Source organism: Roseovarius atlanticus (assembly GCF_001441615.1).
In the GTDB taxonomy this organism is placed as follows: domain Bacteria; phylum Pseudomonadota; class Alphaproteobacteria; order Rhodobacterales; family Rhodobacteraceae; genus Roseovarius; species Roseovarius atlanticus.
In genome coordinates this window covers 470,873-491,570 of record NZ_LAXJ01000003.1, presented here as the reverse complement: position 1 = coordinate 491,570, position 20,698 = coordinate 470,873, and the positions used below count along the sequence as shown (strand labels likewise).

Here is a 20,698-nt window from a genome sequence, read left to right as displayed (position 1 = left end):
ATCCTGAACGTCGAGGGCCTGACCCTGCATTACGGCGGCAGCCAGATCCTGAACGGCATCGACATGGGGGCGCGCCTGGGCGAGGTCACCTGCATCATGGGCACCAACGGCGTCGGCAAGACCTCCTTGCTGAAGGCCCTGTCCGGCACGCATCCCCGCTCCGGCGGCACGTACATGCTGGCGGGGGAAACCATCGGCAAGCTGGGCGCCTATGACATGGCACGGCGCGGCGTCGGATACGTGCCCCAAGGGCGCGACATCTTTCCGTTCCTGACGGTCGAGGAAAACTTGGAAACCGGTTTCGCCTGCCTGCCGCGCAGTGAACGCCACCTGCCCGACGACATTTTCGACCTTTTTCCCATCCTCAAGGAATTCATGCCACGGCGCGGCGGCGACCTGTCGGGCGGTCAGCAACAACAGCTTGCCATCGCCCGCGCGCTGATCACCAAACCCAAGGTCCTGCTGCTGGACGAGCCGACAGAGGGCATCCAGCCCAACGTGATCCAGCAGATCGGCGAAGCGATCCGCCTGCTGCGCTCCAAGGGCGATATCGCGATCATCCTGGTCGAGCAGTATTTCAGCTTTGCCTTCGACCTGGGCGATCGTTTCTATGTGATCGAACGCGGCGCGGTGAAACTGAACGGCGACAAGGACAGCCTGACCAGCGACCAACTGGCCGAAAGCACCGCGATTTGACCCGCTTGGCGGATGCGCGCCATTGGGCCTAGAATACGCCATGCAACACTATGATCCCGGCCAGCCCGACGGCACGAATGCCAGCCTGACCCTCGCCATTTCCCCCGATGGCACGCCAGAGCCGGGCCGCACCTACCCGGTCGAGGCCCGCTGCGGCATAGCGGTCCGCGTGGCGAAGGGCCAGACCCTCACCGTCATCAATCCCAGCGGCCATCAGGTTTGCGACTTCTGGGCCTTCGCGACTGAAAACATGCATGAGCATTTGTCCATGGCACACCTGCACACGACGCTCGGTACGATCTTTCCAAAGGTCGGCGACCCGCTGGTCAGCACCCTGCGCCGCACGCTTCTGACGATCACCGAAGACACCTCGCCCGGCGTGCACGACACGGTCATCGCCTCTTGCGATCACGCCCGCTATCGCCAACTTGGCTGCACCGCCTACCACGACAACTGTGCCGACAATCTGCGCATGGCGCTGATCGCCATTGGCCTTCGTGCGCCGATGATCCCCGCACCTTTCAATCTGTGGATGAACGTGCCCGTGGCCCCGGACGGCGTAACCCGCTTCGCCCCGCCCGTCGCCGCCCCCGGCGATCGCATGTCGTTCCGCGCCAACGTCGACGTCATCGTCGTCATGTCCGCCTGCCCGCAGGATCTGACCCCTGTCAATGGCGAGGGCGTCGCGCCCGGCCCGCTCGCGTTCGCGATTACCGCAGGTTGATCCTCTGAGGCGCGGATGGCACGAAAAGAAGCAGGTTTCAGGTCTGCGCGACCTGCCGACCGGACTGTGTAAAATTTCCGTTCATCATCGAAACTGGGTAACCTTTTTCGGTAACGGCACGCGTGCGATTCCTGCGTGTGGTTCCCATAAAAATACAGCTTGAAACCAGCGGGGAGACAACCGAGATGAGTTGCGATAAAAACAAGAAAAAACAATTCCTTAGACGTGATGTTCTGCGGCTTGGCGGGGGTGTCGCCCTCAGCGCGCCTTTCGTCAGCCGGGCCTGGGCGCAGACCACCGAAATCAACATGTTGGCTTGGTATGGACACGGCGAACCCGACATCGTCGGCGCCTTTGAAGAGGCCAACAACGTCAAGTTCGTGCCCAAATACTATGCAGGCGGTGACAATATGTTAGCACTCATCGCGCAATCGCCTCCGGGCACTTACGACCTTATCCTGTCGGACGCCGAGTTCGTGCAGCAGCTCAACGCGCTGGGATACATCGAAGAGTTGAATGCCGCCGACTATCCGTTCGACGACATGCTGCACCCGGACTTCGAGAAGTTCCCCGGCCACTGGGCCGACGACAAGCTTTTCTCGATGATGGTCCGCGGCGGGCACCTCGGCGTCAGCTACAACACCAATTCGGTCAGCGCCGAGGAGGCCGCCAGCTATGACGCCTTCTGGAAGCCCGAACTGGAAGGCAAGGTCGGCCATTTCGACTGGCACCTGCCCAGCCTTGGCATGATGAGTCTCAAGAACGGCAATGGCGCCGGCCTGTGGGATCTCGACGAGGACCAGTGGCAGGCAGTGCAGGAAACGACCATGTCGCTGCGCCAGCAGGTCGGCGGCTTTTTCGACTATGGCGGCACCTTCAACGGCCTGAAGAACGGCGAAATGCAGGCGATGGTCGGGATCGGCGACTGGATCACCGGCGTTCTGGAACGCGATGGCGCGCCCGTGGCGTCGGTCATCCCGAACGAGGGCGGGATCCAGTGGACCGAAAGCTATTCCATCGGCATCGGCAGCGAAAAGGCCGATATCTGCAAGCAATTCATCCAGTACATGCTGTCGCCGGAGGGCCAGGTGAAATCGGCGCAGATGGCCGCCTATCCCGGCTTCTGCATCACCAAGGCGGGCCGCGCGATGCTGCAAGAGGTCGATCCCAAGGAAGCCAAGCGCAGCCACCAGATGGAGGGTATGCCCAACGACCCGATCGCGCTGATCAACGAGGGGCGCATCCATTACCGCGACATTCCCCAGCAGCAATCGCTGGAGGACTGGAACGACTTCTGGTCGGAGTACAAGAACGCCTGAGCATCCTCCCGCGCCCCGGGCCTGACCCGGGGCATCGGACCCTTTGCGCATGAGGCCCCGGGTCAGGCCCGGGGCGGGGTGCGCTTCACTTGATCCGGTACCGCCAACGATGACTAAACGCCTCGATCTCTACGCCCTCACGTGGCGTCTGCCCATCATCCTGTGGCAGCTCGTCTTCTTTGTCGGGCCGGTCCTGTTCATGGTCGCGATCTCGTTCTTCGTTGTCCGCAACTACCGGATGCAACCGGCCTTCGACTTCGTGAACTGGGAAAAGATGCTGGGCCGCGGTTATGTCTGGGACAGCTACTGGTACACGCTTTTCATCGCGTCCCTCAGCGCCGCCATCGCCATGCTCATCGCCTTTCCCGCAGCCTATGCGTTGGCCTTTCGCGCCAGTGAAAACCTCCGCCGCTGGGCGATCTTTCTGCTGATCATTCCGTTTTTTACCTCTTACCTCGTGCGCACCTTTTCCTGGTACGTGATCCTGGCAGAGACGGGGGTTCTGAACGCGCTCCTGGGCTATGTCGGCCTTGGCCCTTACACCATGCTCAATACACATTTCGGCACGGTCGTGGGGTACCTTACCCTGACCCTGCCGTTGGCGGTGATCCTGCAAACCGTGACCATGGCCAATATCGACCGCACGCTGATCGAGGCCGCGCGCAACCTCGGGTGCAAGCCGCTAGCCACCATCTGGCGCGTGGTCATCCCGCTGTCGAAAACCGGGCTGATCATCGCAGCACTTTTCTGCTTTATCCTGTCGTTCGGGGATTTCATCGCGCCGTTCTACCTCGGCGGCAGCCAGGAACCGACCCTGCCGATCCTGATCCTCGACACCACCAAGTCGGGCCAACAATGGCCGCGCGCCGCCGTGGTGGCGATCATGATGATGCTCACGCTTTTCGCAATTGCCTTCACCGCCATCGCGCTGGCCTATCGCAAGCCGAAGGGGGCAAGATGACCGGAAATCGCGCCCTCAACATCGTCCTCGGGCTCTACGTCCTGCTGATCTTCATCTTCGTCTTCGCACCCATCGTGTTCAGCCTCGTCTTCTCGCTCAACTCCCAGCGGTTCCCGACGATCCCGCTGGGCGAGTTCTCGACCGAATGGTATGAAAAGATCCTCGCCGACCCGGATATCTGGCGCGCCGCGCTCAACTCCCTGATCGTCTCTGGATGCAGCGCGGTGCTGGGCACGATCCTGGGCTTCGCCACCGCCTATTCGGACTTCCGCTACAGCTTTCGCTTCAAGGGGCCGTATCTGGCGCTGATCCTGCTCCCGCCCACGATCCCGTTGATCATCATGGCGCTGGCCATGCTGGCGTGGCTGTCCCGGCTGGGCCTTTCGGGACAACTCTGGTCGATCATCATCGCCCATTCGGTGCTGACCGCCCCTTTCGCCATGGCCATCATCCGCCTTCGCCTGCAACAGATGGACCCGGATCTGGAGGCCGCGGCCTGGAACCTCGGCGGTAGCGAATGGCAGGCGATGCGCCACGTCATCCTGCCCTTCTGCGCGCCCGCCATCGTTTCGGCGCTCTGCCTCACCGCGGCCGTCTCCTTCGATGAATTCGCCGTGGCGTGGTTCGTCTCGGGCCTCAACAAGACGGTGCCGGTCGCCATCCTGGAAATCGTGCAGGGCAATATCGACCCCCAGGTCAACGCCATCGGCACGTTCGTCTTCCTTACCTCCATGACGCTGGTGATCCTCGCGCAGGTCTTCTTCATCAGCCGCCAGATAAGAAAAACATCCTGAAATGTCCGATCCACTCGTCACCTTCCGCAATGTCCAGAAACGCTTTGGCGATTTCGTGGCGGTGCGCGACATGACCCTCGATATCCAGCCCGGCGAGTTCCTCGCCATCATGGGCTCCTCGGGCTGCGGCAAGACGACGACCCTGCGCATGTTGGCGGGACTGGAACAGCCCACGAGGGGTGAGATCCGCATCGCCGGTCGCCTGATGAACGACGTCAAACCCCATGACCGCGACACGCCGCTGGTCTGGCAGTCGCTGGCGCTCTTCCCGTTCCTGACCGCGCGCGAAAACGTCGAATTCGGGCTGAAGATGCGCGGCGTCGACAAGGCAGAGCGCAAGCGCCGCGCGCTCGAATGGCTGGACCGGATGCATATCGGGGAATTCGCCGACCGCAGCGTCGACACTCTGTCTGGCGGTCAGAAACAGCGCGTCGCGCTGGCCCGCAGCCTGGTGATGGAGCCGCAGATGCTGCTGTTGGACGAGCCGCTGTCGGCGCTCGACGCCAACCTGGTGATCCGGATGCAGGGCGTTCTGACGCAGTTACAAAAGGAACTGGGCATCACCTTCGTCTACGTCACCCACTCTCAATCCGAGGCCTTCGCAATGGCCGACCGCGTGGTGATCATGAGCCAGGGCGACATCGCCCAGATAGGCACGCCCAAGGATATCTACCGCGCCCCCGCCAACCGTTTCGTGGCCGAGTTCGTGGGGCGCAACAACATCCTGACCGGCACGGTGAAGGAAGCCAGTTCCGAGACCACCCGCCTTGCCACGCCGGCGGGCACCTTCATGGTCGAGACGCCCGAAACCGAACCGCAGACAGGAACGAAACGCAGCTTCGTCGTCTCCGCCGACCTCGTGTCGCTATCGCTCGAAGAGCCCACCGCGGCCAACAGGGTGCACGCGAAAGTCATCTCGGAAGAGTTCATCGGCTCGGTCGTAACGCTTTTCCTCGAAAGTGGCGACGGGCAGGAATTCAAGGTACAGATGCAGGAACGCCAGTTGATGAATTACGATCTGCATGCCGGATCGCAGGTCTGGCTCAGCTGGGAGACGGAAAATGCCCACATGCTCGACGGTGACTGAACTATGATCCGCAATCCGATTCCCTGGCCCAACAAGGCGCGCTGCGCGGTGGCCATCACCTTCGACATGGACGCCGACAGCCTTATTCACATCGCGCGGCCCGAAGACAGCCATCGCCGGCTTTATCCGACCAGCATGGGCCGCTACGGCCCCAACGTCGCCGTGCCGCGCATTCTTGAAACCTATCGCCGATTCGGGCTGAAACAGTCCTTTTTCATCCCCGGATGGTGTATCGAGACCTACCCCGACACCGTCGAAGCTATCCTCAAGGACGGGCACGAGATTGGCCACCACGGCTGGATCCACGAAGACCCCATCGCCACCTACGGCAACCAGCGCGAACCGTTCGAACGGGCGCTGGATGCGCATCGCCGCATCTGCGGGAAGGTTCCGCGCGGCTATCGCGCCCCGGTCTACAACATCACCGACGAGGTCGTCGACCTGATGCTGGAACACGGGATGACCTATGACAGCTCGCTCATGGGCGACGACATCCCTCATTCTTTGCAAGCCCCCAAAGGCCGGCTTTACGAAATGCCCGTGCACTGGGGCACGGATGATTGGCCCCCCTTCGCGCATTACGACGAAATCGGATACCTCATGCCGGTCAAGTCTCCGTCCGAAGGGCTGGCCGCGTTCTGGGAAGAGTTCGAGTCGCAATACGAGGCCGGCGGCTTTTTCATGCTGATCCTGCACCCTTTCCTGACCGGGCGGCTGGCCCGCTGGCGGCAGGTCGAAAAATGGATCGAAGGCGTGCTCAAGACCCGCAAGGTCTGGTTCACCACACTAGGCGGCATCGCCGATCACATGACAGCCCTGGAAAACGCCGGCACATGGTCGCCATCCGTCGAACCTCTACCCTATTTCACCACGCCCCCCGCGCAACAAGGATAAGAGACAGGCCATGATGACCGACGACGACACGCGCCTGCTGCGCATCGCCTATGACGAGGCCAAGGCCGGGTTCGACGAGGGCGGGTGCCCCATCGGTTCGGTCCTCGCCCGCGGCGGCGCAGTCGTGGCCCAAGGCCGCAACCAGCGCGTCCAGCAAGGCGACCCCATCGCCCACGGCGAAATGGACGCTTTGCGCAAGGCGGGCCGCCAGTCCACCTATCGCGACACGGTGCTTTATACCTCGCTCAGCCCCTGCATGATGTGCTCTGGCACCATCGTTCAGTTCGGCATTCCGCGCGTCGTCATCGGCGACACGCAGAATTTCGGCGGGAACGAGGAGTTCCTGCGCAGACGCGGCGTCGAGGTGGTGATCGTCGACGACCCTGACTGCATCGCGCTGATGCAGCGCTTCATCGCCGAGCGCCCCGAACTGTGGGCAGAGGATATCGCGGAATAAACGCGCGCCGCGAGAAACCTTTCCGAGACCATAGAATTAACACCGGGCCAACGCCGCTGCCTGATCTGTGTGCGCAACCGCCGACGCGCCCCAAGCCACAGGGCAGTCGTCGTGGCACCCTCGTTGACCGACGACCGCGCAAGGGCATGGGACGCATCGCCCGAAGAAAGCGTTTCGCCTTTAACCTGAGCCAGCAGCTAAAGGCGAAAGGAGCGCGTTCCGAAACCCGCTCTTTCGTGATTACTCCCCAAATAATCCGATAGATGATACTTTGATACGACGCTGCCGCTCTTGCTGACAGATCAAGAACGGAACTTTTGCGCAAACCCACACGTTTTGTGGCGAAAGGAGTCCCCGCATGTCCAGCTTCCGCGCACGCGCGATCACCAAGCCCATATTCAAATGGGCAAAGGGTGTCCTTCCCGGCTTGTCCAAAACAGAAAGCGAAGCCTTGAACGCCGGCGAGGTCTGGTGGGAGGCCGAGCTATTCTCGGGCAACCCCGACTGGTCCAAGCTGCGTGCGGTCAAGACGCCGAGATTGTCGGACGAGGAACAGGCCTTCTTCGACGGTCCGGTTCAAGAGCTGTGCGAGATGATCGACGATTGGAAGATCAACCATGAGACAGGTGATCTTGCCCCCGAGGTCTGGCAGTTCCTGCGCGACAACAAGTTCTTCGGGATGATCATCCCCAAGGCGCATGGCGGACTTGAATTTTCGGCCTTCGCCCATTCCGAAATTGTCCGCTACATCTCGACCCGCTCTGTCGCCGCCGCCGTGACCGTGATGGTGCCCAACTCACTTGGTCCCGGCGAATTGCTGCATCAATTCGGCACCGACGAACAAAAAGACTACTGGCTGCCACGCCTCGCCGACGGGCGCGAGCTTCCTGCCTTCGGCCTGACCAGTGCCGAGGCCGGATCCGACGCCGGCGCGATGGTGGATGACGGTGTCGTCTGCAAGGGCCAATGGAAAGGCGAGGAAGTGCTGGGCATCAGGCTCAACTGGGCAAAGCGCTACATTACGCTGTCGCCGGTCTGCACCGTGCTGGGCTTGGCCTTCAAGCTGCGCGACCCCGATGGTCTCCTGGGCGACACCCCCGATATCGGGATCACCTGCGCACTGGTGCCGTCCGACCTTGAAGGGGTTGAAACCGGTCGCCGCCACATCCCGTCCTCCACGATGTTCATGAACGGCCCGACCACGGGCAAGGATGTGTTCATCCCGCTCGAAAACATCATCGGCGGGCAGGAGTATGCCGGTGAAGGCTGGATGATGCTGATGAGCGCGCTTGCCGCCGGGCGTGGCATCTCGCTGCCGTCCATGGGCTGCGCAGCCATCGCCCTGTCGGCCCATACGACTGGCGCCTACGCCCGCATCCGCGAACAGTTCAACCTGCCCATCGGCAAGTTCGGCGGCGTGCAGGCGCGACTTGGACGCCTTGCCGCCGACGCCTATTCGATGGACGCGGCCCGCCACCTGACCTGCGCCGGGCTGGACGAGGGGCGCGCGCTGTCGGTGATCTCGGCGATCATGAAGGCCCACGCGACCTTTCGAATGCGCGAGGCGCTGAATGATGCCATGGACGTGCATTCCGGCAAGGCGGTCATCGATGGGCCGTCGAATTACCTGCTGCCGTTATACCGCGCCGTGCCCATCGGCATCACGGTCGAGGGGGCCAACATCGTCACCCGCAGCCTCATCATCTTCGGACAGGGCTCGATCCGCGCGCATCCGCATATGCTCGACAACATGCTGGCGCTGGAAGAGGACGACCCCGACAAGGCGCTTGAGATGTTCGACAAGTCCCTTTGGGCCCATGTCGGCCACAGCACACGCACTCTGTTCCGCAGTTGGGGCCGGGCCCTGACTGGCGGCCGGTTCGCGCCGGCCCCGGCGGCGGGCGACGCCACGGATATCTACAAGCAACTTTCGCGCTGGTCCGCAGCCTATGCGCTGACCGCCGACATGCTCTTCCTGTCGCTGGGTGGCGAACTCAAGCGCAAGGAAATGATCTCGGGCCGCATGGGCGACATCCTGTCCGAGATGTACATTCTCTCCGCCGCCCTCAAGCGGTGGGAGGACGAAGGCCGCCAAAAGACCGACCTGCCGGTTCTGCGCTATGTCGCCGCCGACGCGTTCCACAACATCCAGACCGCCCTGGACGAGGTAATCGCCAACCTGCCGGCCCGCTGGGCGGCATGGCTGCTGCGCGTCTTCACTCTGCCGGGCATGGCCCAGCGCAAGCCCGGCGACAAGCTGACCGCACAATGCAGCGACCTTCTGTATGACCCGTCCGAAGCCCGTGACCGCATCGTCGGCCGCATCGCCGGCGGGTGCAATCGTGACGGTGTGCAGGTGCTGAACGAATGCTACGCCAAGGTCACCCAGATGGCGCCGGTCATGAAGCGGCTGCGCGACGCGAAAAAGACCCCACAGGAAGCGCTGGAGGCTGGTATTCTGAGCGATGCCGAGATTGCCGACATCGAGGAAATGTCGCGCCTGGTCGACGAGGTCGTCGCCGTGGAAGACTACGCGCCCGAGGATTTCGCCGCGCTCTTCCCCGCACCGCAGCAACAAGAGCGCACCCGGCAAGAGGCCGCGGAATGACAACAGCGAACAACAATCGCGTTTTTCTCGTGGATGGCGCACGCACACCTTTCCTGAAGGCACAGGCCGGCCCCGGCCCCTTCACGCCCGTGGATCTTGCGGTGCAATGCGGCAGGCCTCTGTTGGCACGCCAGCCGTTCGATCGCGCCGCGCTCGACCTTGTGATCCTTGGCTGCGTCAACGTTATCGCCGACGAGATGAACCCGGCGCGCGTCGCCGGGCTGCGTCTTGGCCTGCCCGAGGCGACCGTGGCCTTTACGGTTCAGATCAACTGCGGCTCGGGGATGCAAAGCATCGACACCGCCTATCGCTATATCCGCGACGGCAGCCACCAGATGATCCTTGCCGGCGGGGCCGAGGCCCTCAGCCACGCGCCCCTGACCCTGCGCCAGTCCGCCGTCGAATGGTTCGGTCGTATGAGCACCGCCAAGGGACCGCTGGAGCAGGCAAAGAACATGGCCGGTCTCAAGCCCGAGTTCTTCAAGCCGGTCATCGGCCTGGAACGCGGCCTGACCGACCCCATCACCACGCTCAGCATGGGCCAGACCGCCGAGGTGCTGGCGCATCATTTCGGCATCGACCGCGAAACCGCCGATGCCTATGCCATGCAAAGTCACCATCGCCTTGCCGCCGCCCACAAAGAAGGCCGGCTGGACGGCGAACTGATGCCAGCTTTCGCCAAGAACGGAACGGTCTACGACCATGACAACGGTGTCCGCCCCGATAGCGACATGGAAGGCCTGGCAAAACCAAAGCCGGTGTTCGAGCCACCCTACGGCAAGGTCACGGCGGGCAATTCCAGCCAGATCACCGACGGTGCCAGCTGGTGTATCCTCGCCTCTGAAAAGGCCGTCGACGCGCACGGCCTCGAACCGCTTGCCGAGATCACCGACAGCGAATGGGCTGGTCTGGACCCGTCGATCATGGGCCTCGGTCCGGTCATGTCTTCCACCCCTATCGTGAAACGCCACGGTTTCGGGGTCGAGGACATCGACCTGTGGGAATTGAACGAGGCGTTTGCCGCACAGGTCCTGTCCTGCCTCGCCGCCTGGAACGACGAGGAATTCTGCCGCGAGGTCCTCGGGCTGGACGGCGCCTTTGGCCGGATCGACCGCGATCAGTTGAATGTCGACGGCGGCGCCATATCGCTGGGCCACCCTGTCGGCACCAGCGGCAACCGCATCGTGCTGCACCTTGCCAACGCCATGAAGACGCGCGGTGCGAAACGCGGCATCGCAACCGAATGCATCGGCGGCGGCCTTGGCGGCGCCATGCTGCTGGAGGCCGTGCAATGACCGGACACGTTCTGAAATTTCTCGGCGAGACCAAGCTGGAACTGGGCCCGACCGGACAGGCTGAAGGAAACTGGCGCACGGCGCGGGATGACAACAACGTGCTCTGGCTCGTGCTCGACAAGACCGACAGCAGCGTCAACACGATCTCCGAAGAGGTGATCCGCGAACTGGACAATCACATCGCCGCCGCCGAGGCCGACAAACCCGCAGCGCTCGTGATCCGATCCGCCAAGACGGCCGGTTTCGCAGCTGGCGCCGATATCTCGGGCTTCGAGACGATGACAGACAAAGGCGCCGCTGACCTGCTGAAACAGGCGCATGGCGTGCTCGATCGGATCGAGGCGCTGCCCTGCCCCACAATCTGCGTCGTCCACGGCGCGGCCCTGGGAGCGGGTTTCGAACTTGCGCTCGCCTGCGACTACCGCATTGCCACACCCGGCGCATCCTTCGGCTTTCCCGAAGTTCAGCTTGGCCTGCATCCCGGCCTTGGCGGCACGTTCCGCCTGCCCGCCCTGATCGACCCGACCGACGCGATGACCATGATGCTGACCGGAAAGACCGCGCATACCAAGCGCGCCAAGTCGCAAGGTATTGCCGACGCCGTTGTCGAGGAACGCCATGTGGCCGCCGCCGTGACCGCCGCGCGGACTGGCAAGATCGAGCGGCAATCGCAGGGCCTAAAATTCCGCGCCTTTTCTTTCGACCAGGCCCGCAGCCTCGCCGCCCGCCAGATGCGCAGCAAGACGGAAGAAAAGGCCCCCAAAGAGCACTACCCGGCGCCCTACGCCCTGATCGACCTCTGGGAAAAGCACGGCGACGACCGCGAAGCGATGCAGCAGGCCGAAATCGACAGTTTCGCCCAGCTTCTGGAAACCAAAACCTCGAAGAACCTGCGCCGCGTCTTTTTCCTGCAGCAATCGCTGAAGGAGGCCGGTCGCGGCGAAGACGGCATCGCGCATGTCCACGTCATTGGCGCCGGCGCCATGGGGGCCGAGATCGCCGCCATCGCCGCCATCAAGGGCAAGACCGTGACTTTGGGCGACATTCAGACCGACCCGCTGGGCCAGGCCGTAAAGACAGCCGCAAAGATCTGCGAAGACAAGCACCTCAGTGGCATCGAGACCCGCGACGCCTTGGACCGCCTCATGCCAGACCCGCACGGCTATGGGCTTGCCCACGCCGATCTGGTGATCGAGGCGGCCAGCGAAGAACAGGAGATCAAGGAAAAGATATTCAAGGGGCTGAAAGGCGCTTTGAAAAAGGACGCGATCCTCGCCACCAACACGTCCAGCCTTTCGGTCGATGAACTCGCCGCCGCCGTGCCTGCCAAATCTCGCTTCGCCGGGCTTCATTACTTCAACCCGGTCTCGAAAATCGACCTCGTCGAGGTCGTCAAGGGAACCGCGACGAACGACAAGACCGCCAGCCGCCTTGCCGCGTTCTGCGGTGCGACCGGCAAGCTGCCCGCGTTGGTGACCGACTATCCCGGCTTTGTCGTGAACCGTGCGCTCGTGCCTTACATGCTAGAGGCGATGGTCCTGATGGACGAGGGCGTTTCCAAGGAGGTCATCGACACCGCCGCCATCCGGTTCGGCATGCCGATGGGGCCGGTCACGCTGGCCGACCAGGTGGGGCTGGATATCGGTCTGCACGTGGCCGAAAGCCTGGCCGACAGCCTCGACACCGCCATGCCGCCGATCAGCGACGACCTGCGCCAACGCGTCGACAAGGGCGAGTTGGGCAAGAAGACCGGCAAGGGCTTTTACGACTGGTCCGACGGCACGCCGCACCCGGATGCCGACATGGATAACGCAACGGACGACCTGACCGACAGGCTGATCCTGCCGATGCTGAACGCCTGCGTCGAGGTGCTGCGCAAAGGCGTGGCGAAAGATGCCGACCAACTGGACGCCGCGATGATCTTCGCGACCGGCTGGGCCCCGTTCCGGGGCGGTCCGATGCACTACGCCAAGGCCCGAGGCACCGCCGAGATAAAAAAACGACTGACGGACCTCGAGTCCGCCCATGGCCCGCGCTTCGCCCCTGATCCCGGCTGGTCCGACCTTGGCTGAAAGGCCTCAGGTCCATACCGACGCCGACGCGATGGCGCGGGCCACCTTCGACGCCACTGGAGGCGAGATACGCCTTGCCCTTCCGCTTGGTCTCGGCAAGCCGATCACATTCGTGAATGCCCTTGTGCGTGCCGCCGTAGATGACCCGTCCCTCAGCCTGAAAATCTTCACCGCGCTCAGCCTGCAGCGCCCCGAACCGTCCTCCGATATCGAGGCGCGCTTTCTAAACCCCGCGATGGACCGCTTTTTCGGAAGTGCGCCTTCGCTTGCTTACGTCGATCTCATCAAGGACAAGGGCCTGCCCGACAACATCGAGGTGTCCGAGTTCTTCTTTCAGGCGGGGTCATGGCTCGGCAACGAGTATGCCCAGCGCCAGTATATTTCGGCCAATTACACCCATGCCCGCGACGTGCTGATCGACCAGAACCCCAATGTCCTGGCCCAACTCATGCCGCGACAGGGCGACCGGCTCAGCATGTCCTGCAACACGGACATTTCCGCCGACCTCTTCGCCCGTCGCGCCGCAGGCGAGATGGATTTCGTCGCGGTGGCCGAGATCAACGACGCCCTGCCGTTCATGGACGGCCCCGCCGCGCTCGATGCCGGCAACTGCGCCATGGTGCTGGACCCGCCAGAGCAGGTCGATCTTTTCTCGGCCCTGCGCCGCCCGGTGTCTGACGCCCAACATGCCATCGCGCTGCACGTGTCGCGCCTCGTGCCAGACGGCGGCACCCTGCAGATCGGGATCGGTGCGATCGGCGACGCGGTCGCAAATGCGCTTATCGCCCGCGACCGCGCATCGCTGCACGCGCTTTGGCGCGACGCCCCGCTGCCGCTGCAAGGGCCGGAGGAAGGCCCGTTCCGCACGGGCCTTTACGCTGTGACGGAAATGCTGGTCGGCGGGCTGGTTGCCCTGTTCGAGGCCGATATCCTGCGGCGCGAGGTCGACGGCGCTGTCATCCACGCGGGCTTCTTCGTCGATGCCCGCGACATGTACGAACGCCTGCGCGCCCTGCCGCCGGAGCGCCGCGCCAAGATTCGGATGATGCCTGTCAGCTTCACCAACGCGCTTTACGGCGATGAAGAGGCCAAACGCGCCGCCCGGCATGGCGCCCGTTTCGTGAACGGCGCCATGCAGGTCAGCCTCTTGGGCGACGCCATGTCCGACGCGGCCAAACCCGGCCAGGTGGTCAGCGGCGTGGGCGGCCAGTTCAATTTCTTCGAGCAGGCCTTCGCACTTGACGGCGCCCATGCCGTGCTCACCCTGCCCGCCACGCGGCAAAGCGGTGGTGAGCTGACTTCGAACATCGTCTGGCAACTGCCGGTCACGACTGTCCCGCGCCACATGCGCGACATCGTCGTCACCGAATATGGCGCCGCATTCCTGCGCGGGTTGCCCGACGAAGAGGTGATCAAGCGCCTGATCTCGATCGCCGACAGCCGGTTTCAACCCCGCCTTCTGCAACAGGCGCAAAACGCCGGCAAGATCGACCCCGCCTGGACCGTCCCCAAGGCACATGCGCACAACACGCCCGAAACCATCGCACGCTGGCTTTCCCCTTACCGTGACGAGTTGCTGCCGGATTATCCGCTCGGCACCGATTTCACCGAAACCGAGAAACTGCTGGTCAAGGCGCTCTCGCACCTGCGCGACGCCGCCCACAGCAAGCCCGCTCTGTTGTCGCTGGTCTGGTCCGGCCTCACGGCCAGCCCGCATCCGCAGGAGGACCAGGCGATGGAGCGCATGGGGTATACCGCAACGCCGCGCTTTGCCGAACCGCTTCAGGCGCGCGCCCTGCGCGGGGCTCTGCGCCAGCTTGGCTAAGCCCAGAGTGCCTGTCGACATCCCGTCCAACCGGCTTACGTCTCTGCACGACCCGCAGCAGAGGCACAAGATGACCGACCCGATCCCGACGCCGGACTGGCCAACACCCACCCGGGACGCCGCAGAGGCGCATTTTGCCGAAGTTCTGCCGCGCCTTGGAACCGGCTATGCCCACGGGCGCAATTTCGATCTCGGGCCGGGTCGGCACGAACACGTCTCCCGGCTGTCGCCATATCTGCGCCGCCGTCTGTTGCTGGAAACCGACGTGATCGCAGAAGTCCTTCGCGAGCATGGCATGGAAACCGCGGAGCGGTTCATGCAGGAAATTCTCTGGCGCGTCTACTTCAAGGGGTGGCTGGAACGCCGCCCCTCGATCTGGGACGCCTACCGCGATGGCCTGCGCGCCGATCTTGAACGACTGGACGCCGACGACGACCTTCGTCACGCCGTCCATCGCGCCGAGACCGGCGAAACCGACCTCGACTGCATGAATGCGTGGGCGCGCGAGTTGACCGACACCGGCTATCTGCACAACCACGCGCGCATGTGGTTCGCCTCGATCTGGATCTTCACCCTGCGCCTGCCCTGGCGCCTGGGCGCCGATTTCTTCTATCGGCACCTGCTGGACGGCGACCCCGCCTCGAACACGCTCAGCTGGCGGTGGGTCGCGGGGCTGCACACGCGTGGCAAGTTCTACGCGGCCGAGGCCTGGAACATCGCAAAGTTCACGAACAACCGTTTTGCGCCCCACACCTCGGACCTCGCGGACGTCACCGAGGGTTTGGAAGCTGAAGAACCCAAGGGCCTGCCGGACGTGCAGCCGTTACGCCCCCCGTCTGCCCCCGATCCAGACGCGCCCGCCGTCCTGTTGATCACCGAAGAGGATTGCCGCCCCGAAGATTTCGCGCTGGAGAATTTCGACATCCGCGCCACAGCCACCCTTGCGGCCAGCGCCCTGCGCTCGCCGCGTCCCGTATCCGGCAAGGTCACGGAATTCGAAGCGGCCGCGCTGGCCGACACCGCCCATCGGATCACCGAAAGAGCGGACAATCTTCAGGCCGACGATCCCGCGCAACTGGCCCTCTGGGCCACCGGTCGCGGCGCCACACAGATCGTAACACCCTACGTGCCCCAAGGCCCCCTGCGCGAATGGTTGATCCGGGCCGCGCCGGAGCTGGACAACGCGGGGGTGACCCTTCGCGAATGGCGCCGCGACTGGGACACGCTTGTCTGGCCCCATGCCACCGCTGGCTATTTCAAGGTGAAGAAGAAGCTGCCCGACATCCTGCACGATGCCGGGCTGACCTGACCCTTCAAGCTGTGACGAACAAATCCTTGAACTCGTCCCGTAGCAGGTTCTTTTGAACCTTGCCCATCGAGTTGCGCGGCAACTCTTCCCTGACGATCAGCTTTCGGGGATGTTTGAACCGCGCCAGTGCCTTCGACGTCGCTTCGCCAATCGCATCCAGGTCCGGCTCGGCCCCTGCCTCGGGCACGATCACGCCCACCACCGTCTCACCGAAATCCGCATGGGGCACACCGATCACCGCGCTTTCCAGCACGCCGGGCTGTTCGTCCAGCACCAGCTCGATCTCCTTGGGATAGATATTGTACCCGCCCGAGATGATCAGGTCCTTGTTGCGCCCCACGATCTGGACATATCCGCGATCGTCGATGACACCCAGATCACCGGTGATGAAAAAGCCGTTCTCGCGCAACTCCGCCGCCGTCTTATCGGGCATCTGCCAATATCCCTGGAACACATTCGGGCCGCGCACCTCGATCTGGCCGACCTCGCCCTGCGCCACCTCTTCGCCCGTCTCCGGATCGGTGATCTTCAACTCCACCCCCGGCAGCGGGAACCCCACCGTGCCGGCGCGCCGGTCGCCGTCATAGGGGTTCGACGTGTTCATGTTCGTCTCTGTCATGCCATAGCGTTCAAGGATGCGATGCCCCGTGCGTTTCTCGAAGGTCGTGTGCGTTTCGGCCAGAAGCGGTGCACTGCCCGAAACGAACAACCGCATATGCGACACCAGATCCTTGTCGAAGCGCGGGTCGTCCAGAAGACGCGTGTAGAAGGTCGGCACACCCATCATGGCCGTCGCCTCGGGCAAGCGCTTGATCACCGTATCAAGGTCGAATTTCGGCAGAAAGATCATCGCCCCACCGGCAACCAGCGTGATGTTGGTGGCCACGAACAGACCGTGCGTGTGAAAGATCGGCAGCGCGTGCAGCAGAACATCGTCACTGCTGAACCGCCAGTGCTCCGCCAATGTCACGGCGTTGGACAGCAGGTTTCCCTGACTCAGCATCGCGCCTTTCGACCGCCCCGTCGTCCCCGACGTATAGAGCAGCGCAGCCAGATCATCTTCCGTGCGGTCCACGGTCTCGAACGTCTCGGACGCCTCCGCCGCCTTCTCTGACAGACTACCGGAGCCATCTTCTTCGAGCGTCTCCAGCATCGCCCCATGTTCGGACGCAATAGGATTCAGCGCCTCGCGCCTGTCGCTCTTGCAGATCACCATGGACGCGCCACTGTCTTCGATGAAATAGCTCAGTTCCTCCACCGTGTAGCCGGTGTTAAGTGGCAAGAACACCAGCCCTGCCTGCACGCAAGCGGCATAAACGGCCAGAGCATGATGCGACTTCTCGACCTGAGCAGCCACCCGTGCACCGGGTTCCAGTCCTGCCGCCGTGAACGCGTTGGCATATTGCGCCGCGAGCCGCAGAAACCGATCATGGGTCAGCGTCTCACCATTCGGCAGGTAAAGAAACGGCGTGTCCTTGCCCACGTGATCTCCGAACAGGGAATCGAAAAGGGGGTTGGTCATGCGTGTCCCTCCTCCGGCAGTGTCTTCGCGGCGCTGGCAGCCTGTGACTTTATTTCGCTCGACGTCGCGACCCTCTGCTCGGCCGCAAAGCGTTCGTGGTTCTGCGACACCTTGATCAGGTCGTAGAGGTAATTCACCATCACCCCTGCGGATTGCTTCAGCCCGTTGGTCGATACATCTGCGTCGGCGTGGACCTTGTGAACCTGCGCTCCGTTCCCAAGATGGAATCGCGCCACGGGATCCAGCGGCAAGCCGTCGCTCCGCTTGGCCTGGGTCAGGTAATAGGCCGCATATTCGCACAGCGCATCGGGCTGCTGCGCCTCGGGGTTGATATCGACGCTTTCCATCCAGCGGGTCAGGCCCGGAATCGGCGACAGGGTGACGAAATTCTTCAGCACGGGGTTTTCCAGGGCAAGATCTGCCGCCACCTGCTTGATCAGCGAATTGCCGAACGAGATCTGCGCCAACCCCGACTGGCAGTTCGAAATCGAATAGAACACAGCCGTATTGGCCCGTTCAACGTCAACCTGATCGCGCTCTTCGGCCAAGACCTCCTGGATCGATCCCGGAATGCCGTCGGTCAGCGCCACCTCGACGAAAATCAGCGGCTCGTCCGGCATGGCGGGATGGAAAAACGCGAAACAGCGCCGGTCGGCAGGCTCCAGCCGCCGGCGTAGGTCGTTCCAGCTGTCGATCGCGTGGACGGCCTCGTAGGCAATGATCTTTTCCAGGATATGCGCCGGACTTTCCCAGCTGATCGGGCGCAGCACCAGGAACCCGCGATTGAACCAGCTTGCGAACAGGTGGCGAAAATCCAGGTCCAGCGCCTGTAGCTCATCGTCGTCCCGGCCCAGTCGCAGCAGGTCCGTGCGCATCCCCACCAGCCGCTTGGTGGCACCCGGCACCTGGTTCATCCGCCGGATCAACTCTTGGCGCGGCGACTCGGACGCGTTCAGGAAGGCGCGGTAAGTGGCCTTTGACTGGCCACGCTCATACGCGTCCAGCGCGTCGCGTACTCGCTCGGGATTGATCACCATATCCCTCGCAAGGTGCCGAAAAAACTCCAGTTTCGCGGCATCATCCCAGCCTTCGTACCGCGTCAGGATCTGCCGTGCCACGGCCTGGCCCGAGACCTCGCCCGTGGCCCCGATCAGGTCGGCGGTCAGGTCCTCGATGGGCCTGTCGTCCCGCGGCAGGCCCCGCGCCGCGCCGTAGCGACGCTCGAACACCGTCGACAGAAGATCGGCAAGCAAGGTCATAGCTCGGCTCCCATCACCATATCGGGCAGCCAGGTGGCGATACCCGGAAACAGGCACAGCAAGACGATCGCGATCACCATGCAGGCCACGAAGGGCAGCGACCCCATAAGGATCGTCTTCAGCGAAATGTCCGGCGCGATGCCGTTGATCACGTAAAGGTTCAGGCCCACCGGCGGCGAGATCAGCCCGATTTCCATGTTGATCGTCAGCACCACGGCGAACCAGATCGGGTCGAAGCCCGCGGTCGTGATCATCGGCAACAGGATCGGTGCGGCCATCAGGATCACCGCGACCGGCGGCAGGAAGAAACCAGCGATCAGCAGGAAGACGTTGATCGCCCCCATCAGCACCCAGCGGTTCACGTCAAGCGTGCCGATCCACTCGGCAATCGACTGGGTGATGAACAGCGACGACAGCATGTAGGAGAACACGCCCGCGGCCGCGATGATGAACAGGATCATAACGCTTTCGCGGGTGCTGTCACGCAGCACGGTCCAGATCTGGCGCGGATCCCAAAGCCGGTAAATGATCATCGCGATCAACATGCACATCAGCGCGCCAACAGCGGCCGTTTCCGACGGCGTGGCGATGCCGCCATACATCGCATAGAGCACACCGAGGATGATCAGCAGGAAGGGCACGACCCTGGGCAGGATCTCCACCCGCTGCCGCCAAGTATAGCTGCCCGCCGACAGGACCTGCGCGTTTCCGGACTTCCACGTGGAATAAAGCGACCACGCCATGAACAGCCCCACCAGCAGCAGGCCCGGGAACACGCCTGCCAGGAACAGGCGGCCAATCGAGGTCTCGGTCGCGATACCGTAGACGATCATCGTGACCGACGGCGGAATGAGGATCCCCAGCGTCCCGCCCGCCGCGATGGACCCGGCGGCGACGCCATCGGGATAACCCCGCTTGCGCATCTCGGGGATGCCCATCTTGCCGATGGCCGCACAGGTGGCCGGACTGGACCCCGACATCGCGGCGAACAGCGCGCAGGCGCCCAGGTTCGACACGACGAGCCCCCCCGGCACGCGGGTCAGCCAGCGTTCCAGCGCCTCGTAAAGGTCGGCACCCGCGCGGGTCGAGGCGATGGACGCCCCCATGATGATGAACATCGGGATCGACAGCAGCGCGAAATTGTCCAGTTTGCCGAAAAAGATCTCCGGCATCAGCGACAACGAACTCATCCCGTCGAAGATGATCAGGAACCCGGCCGAGACGACCAGCAGGCCCGCCGCCACGGATATTCCCGAAAACAGGACAACAATTGTGATGATGGCGACCAGGCCACCCAGTGCAAGCGGATCCATCAGACGTCCTCCAGCCCGAAGGGCTTGTCGATGCCCGTCGACATCGCGAACAGGTCAGCCGCCAGTTGCAGCGCATAGAGGCCAAAGCCCAGCGGCAGCGCCAGATACGGCACCCACAGCTTGGGGTTCCAGGGCGTGTTCGACGTCTCACCCCAGTCCCACGCTTCGTGCCAGAAATGATACCCGTGCCACAGCATCGCGCCGACCACGGCCAGGGTCAGCGCCATGACGATCCCCGCTAGCACACGCCGCGCCTTGTTGGGCAACATTATGGGCAGCAGATCCACGTTCACGTGGCCGCGCACGAATTGCACGTAAGGCAAGCCAATCATGGTCGCACCGATCATCAGATACGTCACACCCTCCGTGTGCCAGATCGTCGACTGGTTCAGCACGAACCGGATAAAGATCATCTGACAGACGATCAGGACCGACGCGACGATCATCAGCGCGGCAACGATGCCGCAAATCTGGCTGATCCAGCCGATGATCCGCAGAACGGGATTACCACCGTGGCGGGCAGCCGCTGTGGCGTGGGCGGAACCGGACATCGCTCGGCCTCC

General features: G+C 63.2%; 17 protein-coding genes. 13 read left to right on the top strand and 4 right to left on the bottom strand.

Annotated features, from left to right (window positions below; genetic code table 11):
- From urtE to XM53_RS05755, 13 genes are all read left to right on the top strand, one after another.
- On the top strand, positions 1-696 hold the full coding sequence (urtE, locus tag XM53_RS05815; RefSeq protein ID WP_144435473.1) for an urea ABC transporter ATP-binding subunit UrtE: 696 nt from the start codon (positions 1-3) through the stop codon (positions 694-696).
- A gap of 40 nt (positions 697-736) precedes the next feature.
- Positions 737-1,420 (top strand): DUF1989 domain-containing protein, encoded by a 684-nt coding sequence (locus XM53_RS05810; RefSeq protein ID WP_057791180.1) that lies wholly within the window; start codon positions 737-739, stop codon positions 1,418-1,420.
- 185 nt (positions 1,421-1,605) lie between these two features.
- The gene (locus XM53_RS05805) at positions 1,606-2,739 is read left to right on the top strand and encodes a polyamine ABC transporter substrate-binding protein (RefSeq protein WP_057791178.1); all 1,134 of its coding nucleotides are present in this window, start codon (positions 1,606-1,608) and stop codon (positions 2,737-2,739) included.
- 109 nt (positions 2,740-2,848) lie between these two features.
- Positions 2,849-3,700, top strand: coding sequence for an ABC transporter permease (locus tag XM53_RS05800; protein WP_057791176.1), 852 nt, complete (start codon positions 2,849-2,851; stop codon positions 3,698-3,700).
- On the top strand, positions 3,697-4,494 hold the full coding sequence (locus tag XM53_RS05795; RefSeq protein WP_057791174.1) for an ABC transporter permease: 798 nt from the start codon (positions 3,697-3,699) through the stop codon (positions 4,492-4,494). Before XM53_RS05800 ends, XM53_RS05795 begins: the two co-directional genes overlap by 4 nt.
- Before the next feature lies 1 nt (position 4,495).
- Positions 4,496-5,581, top strand: coding sequence for an ABC transporter ATP-binding protein (locus tag XM53_RS05790; protein ID WP_057791172.1), 1,086 nt, complete (start codon positions 4,496-4,498; stop codon positions 5,579-5,581).
- A gap of 3 nt (positions 5,582-5,584) precedes the next feature.
- Positions 5,585-6,475 (top strand): polysaccharide deacetylase family protein, encoded by an 891-nt coding sequence (locus tag XM53_RS05785; RefSeq protein ID WP_057791170.1) that lies wholly within the window; start codon positions 5,585-5,587, stop codon positions 6,473-6,475.
- Positions 6,476-6,485: 10 nt separating this feature from the next.
- Positions 6,486-6,932, top strand: coding sequence for a nucleoside deaminase (locus XM53_RS05780; RefSeq protein ID WP_082630764.1), 447 nt, complete (start codon positions 6,486-6,488; stop codon positions 6,930-6,932).
- A 358-nt stretch (positions 6,933-7,290) separates the two neighbouring features.
- Positions 7,291-9,540 carry an acyl-CoA dehydrogenase gene (locus tag XM53_RS05775; RefSeq protein ID WP_057791168.1) on the top strand — a complete coding sequence of 750 codons (2,250 nt, stop codon included), beginning with the start codon at positions 7,291-7,293 and terminating at the stop codon, positions 9,538-9,540.
- Positions 9,537-10,835 (top strand): acetyl-CoA C-acetyltransferase, encoded by a 1,299-nt coding sequence (locus XM53_RS05770; RefSeq protein WP_057791166.1) that lies wholly within the window; start codon positions 9,537-9,539, stop codon positions 10,833-10,835. The genes XM53_RS05775 and XM53_RS05770 overlap by 4 nt, the downstream gene beginning before the upstream one ends.
- Complete coding sequence (locus XM53_RS05765; RefSeq protein ID WP_057791164.1) at positions 10,832-12,907, top strand: 3-hydroxyacyl-CoA dehydrogenase NAD-binding domain-containing protein; 2,076 nt, start codon at positions 10,832-10,834, stop codon at positions 12,905-12,907. The genes XM53_RS05770 and XM53_RS05765 overlap by 4 nt, the downstream gene beginning before the upstream one ends.
- On the top strand, positions 12,861-14,732 hold the full coding sequence (locus XM53_RS05760; RefSeq protein WP_144435461.1) for an acetyl-CoA hydrolase/transferase C-terminal domain-containing protein: 1,872 nt from the start codon (positions 12,861-12,863) through the stop codon (positions 14,730-14,732). Before XM53_RS05765 ends, XM53_RS05760 begins: the two co-directional genes overlap by 47 nt.
- 70 nt (positions 14,733-14,802) lie before the next feature.
- Positions 14,803-16,041, top strand: a complete 1,239-nt coding sequence (locus tag XM53_RS05755; protein WP_082630762.1) for an FAD-binding domain-containing protein — start codon at positions 14,803-14,805, stop codon at positions 16,039-16,041.
- 4 nt (positions 16,042-16,045) lie between these two features.
- Here the strand turns inward: XM53_RS05755 and XM53_RS05750 are convergent, their stop codons facing one another.
- The 4 genes from XM53_RS05750 to XM53_RS05735 are packed head-to-tail and all read right to left on the bottom strand — an operon-like array spanning position 16,046 to position 20,686.
- Entirely contained in the window at positions 16,046-17,563 is a 1,518-nt protein-coding gene (locus XM53_RS05750; RefSeq protein WP_057791162.1) for a malonate--CoA ligase, read from the bottom strand.
- A complete protein-coding gene (locus tag XM53_RS05745; RefSeq protein ID WP_057791159.1) occupies positions 17,560-18,822 on the bottom strand; it encodes a malonyl-CoA decarboxylase in 1,263 nt (420 codons plus the stop codon). The genes XM53_RS05750 and XM53_RS05745 overlap by 4 nt, the downstream gene beginning before the upstream one ends.
- Positions 18,819-20,135 (bottom strand): TRAP transporter large permease, encoded by a 1,317-nt coding sequence (locus tag XM53_RS05740; protein ID WP_057791157.1) that lies wholly within the window; start codon positions 20,133-20,135, stop codon positions 18,819-18,821. The genes XM53_RS05745 and XM53_RS05740 overlap by 4 nt, the downstream gene beginning before the upstream one ends.
- Positions 20,135-20,686, bottom strand: coding sequence for a TRAP transporter small permease subunit (locus XM53_RS05735; RefSeq protein WP_057791155.1), 552 nt, complete (start codon positions 20,684-20,686; stop codon positions 20,135-20,137). Before XM53_RS05735 ends, XM53_RS05740 begins: the two co-directional genes overlap by 1 nt.
- Positions 20,687-20,698 lie beyond the last annotated feature (12 nt).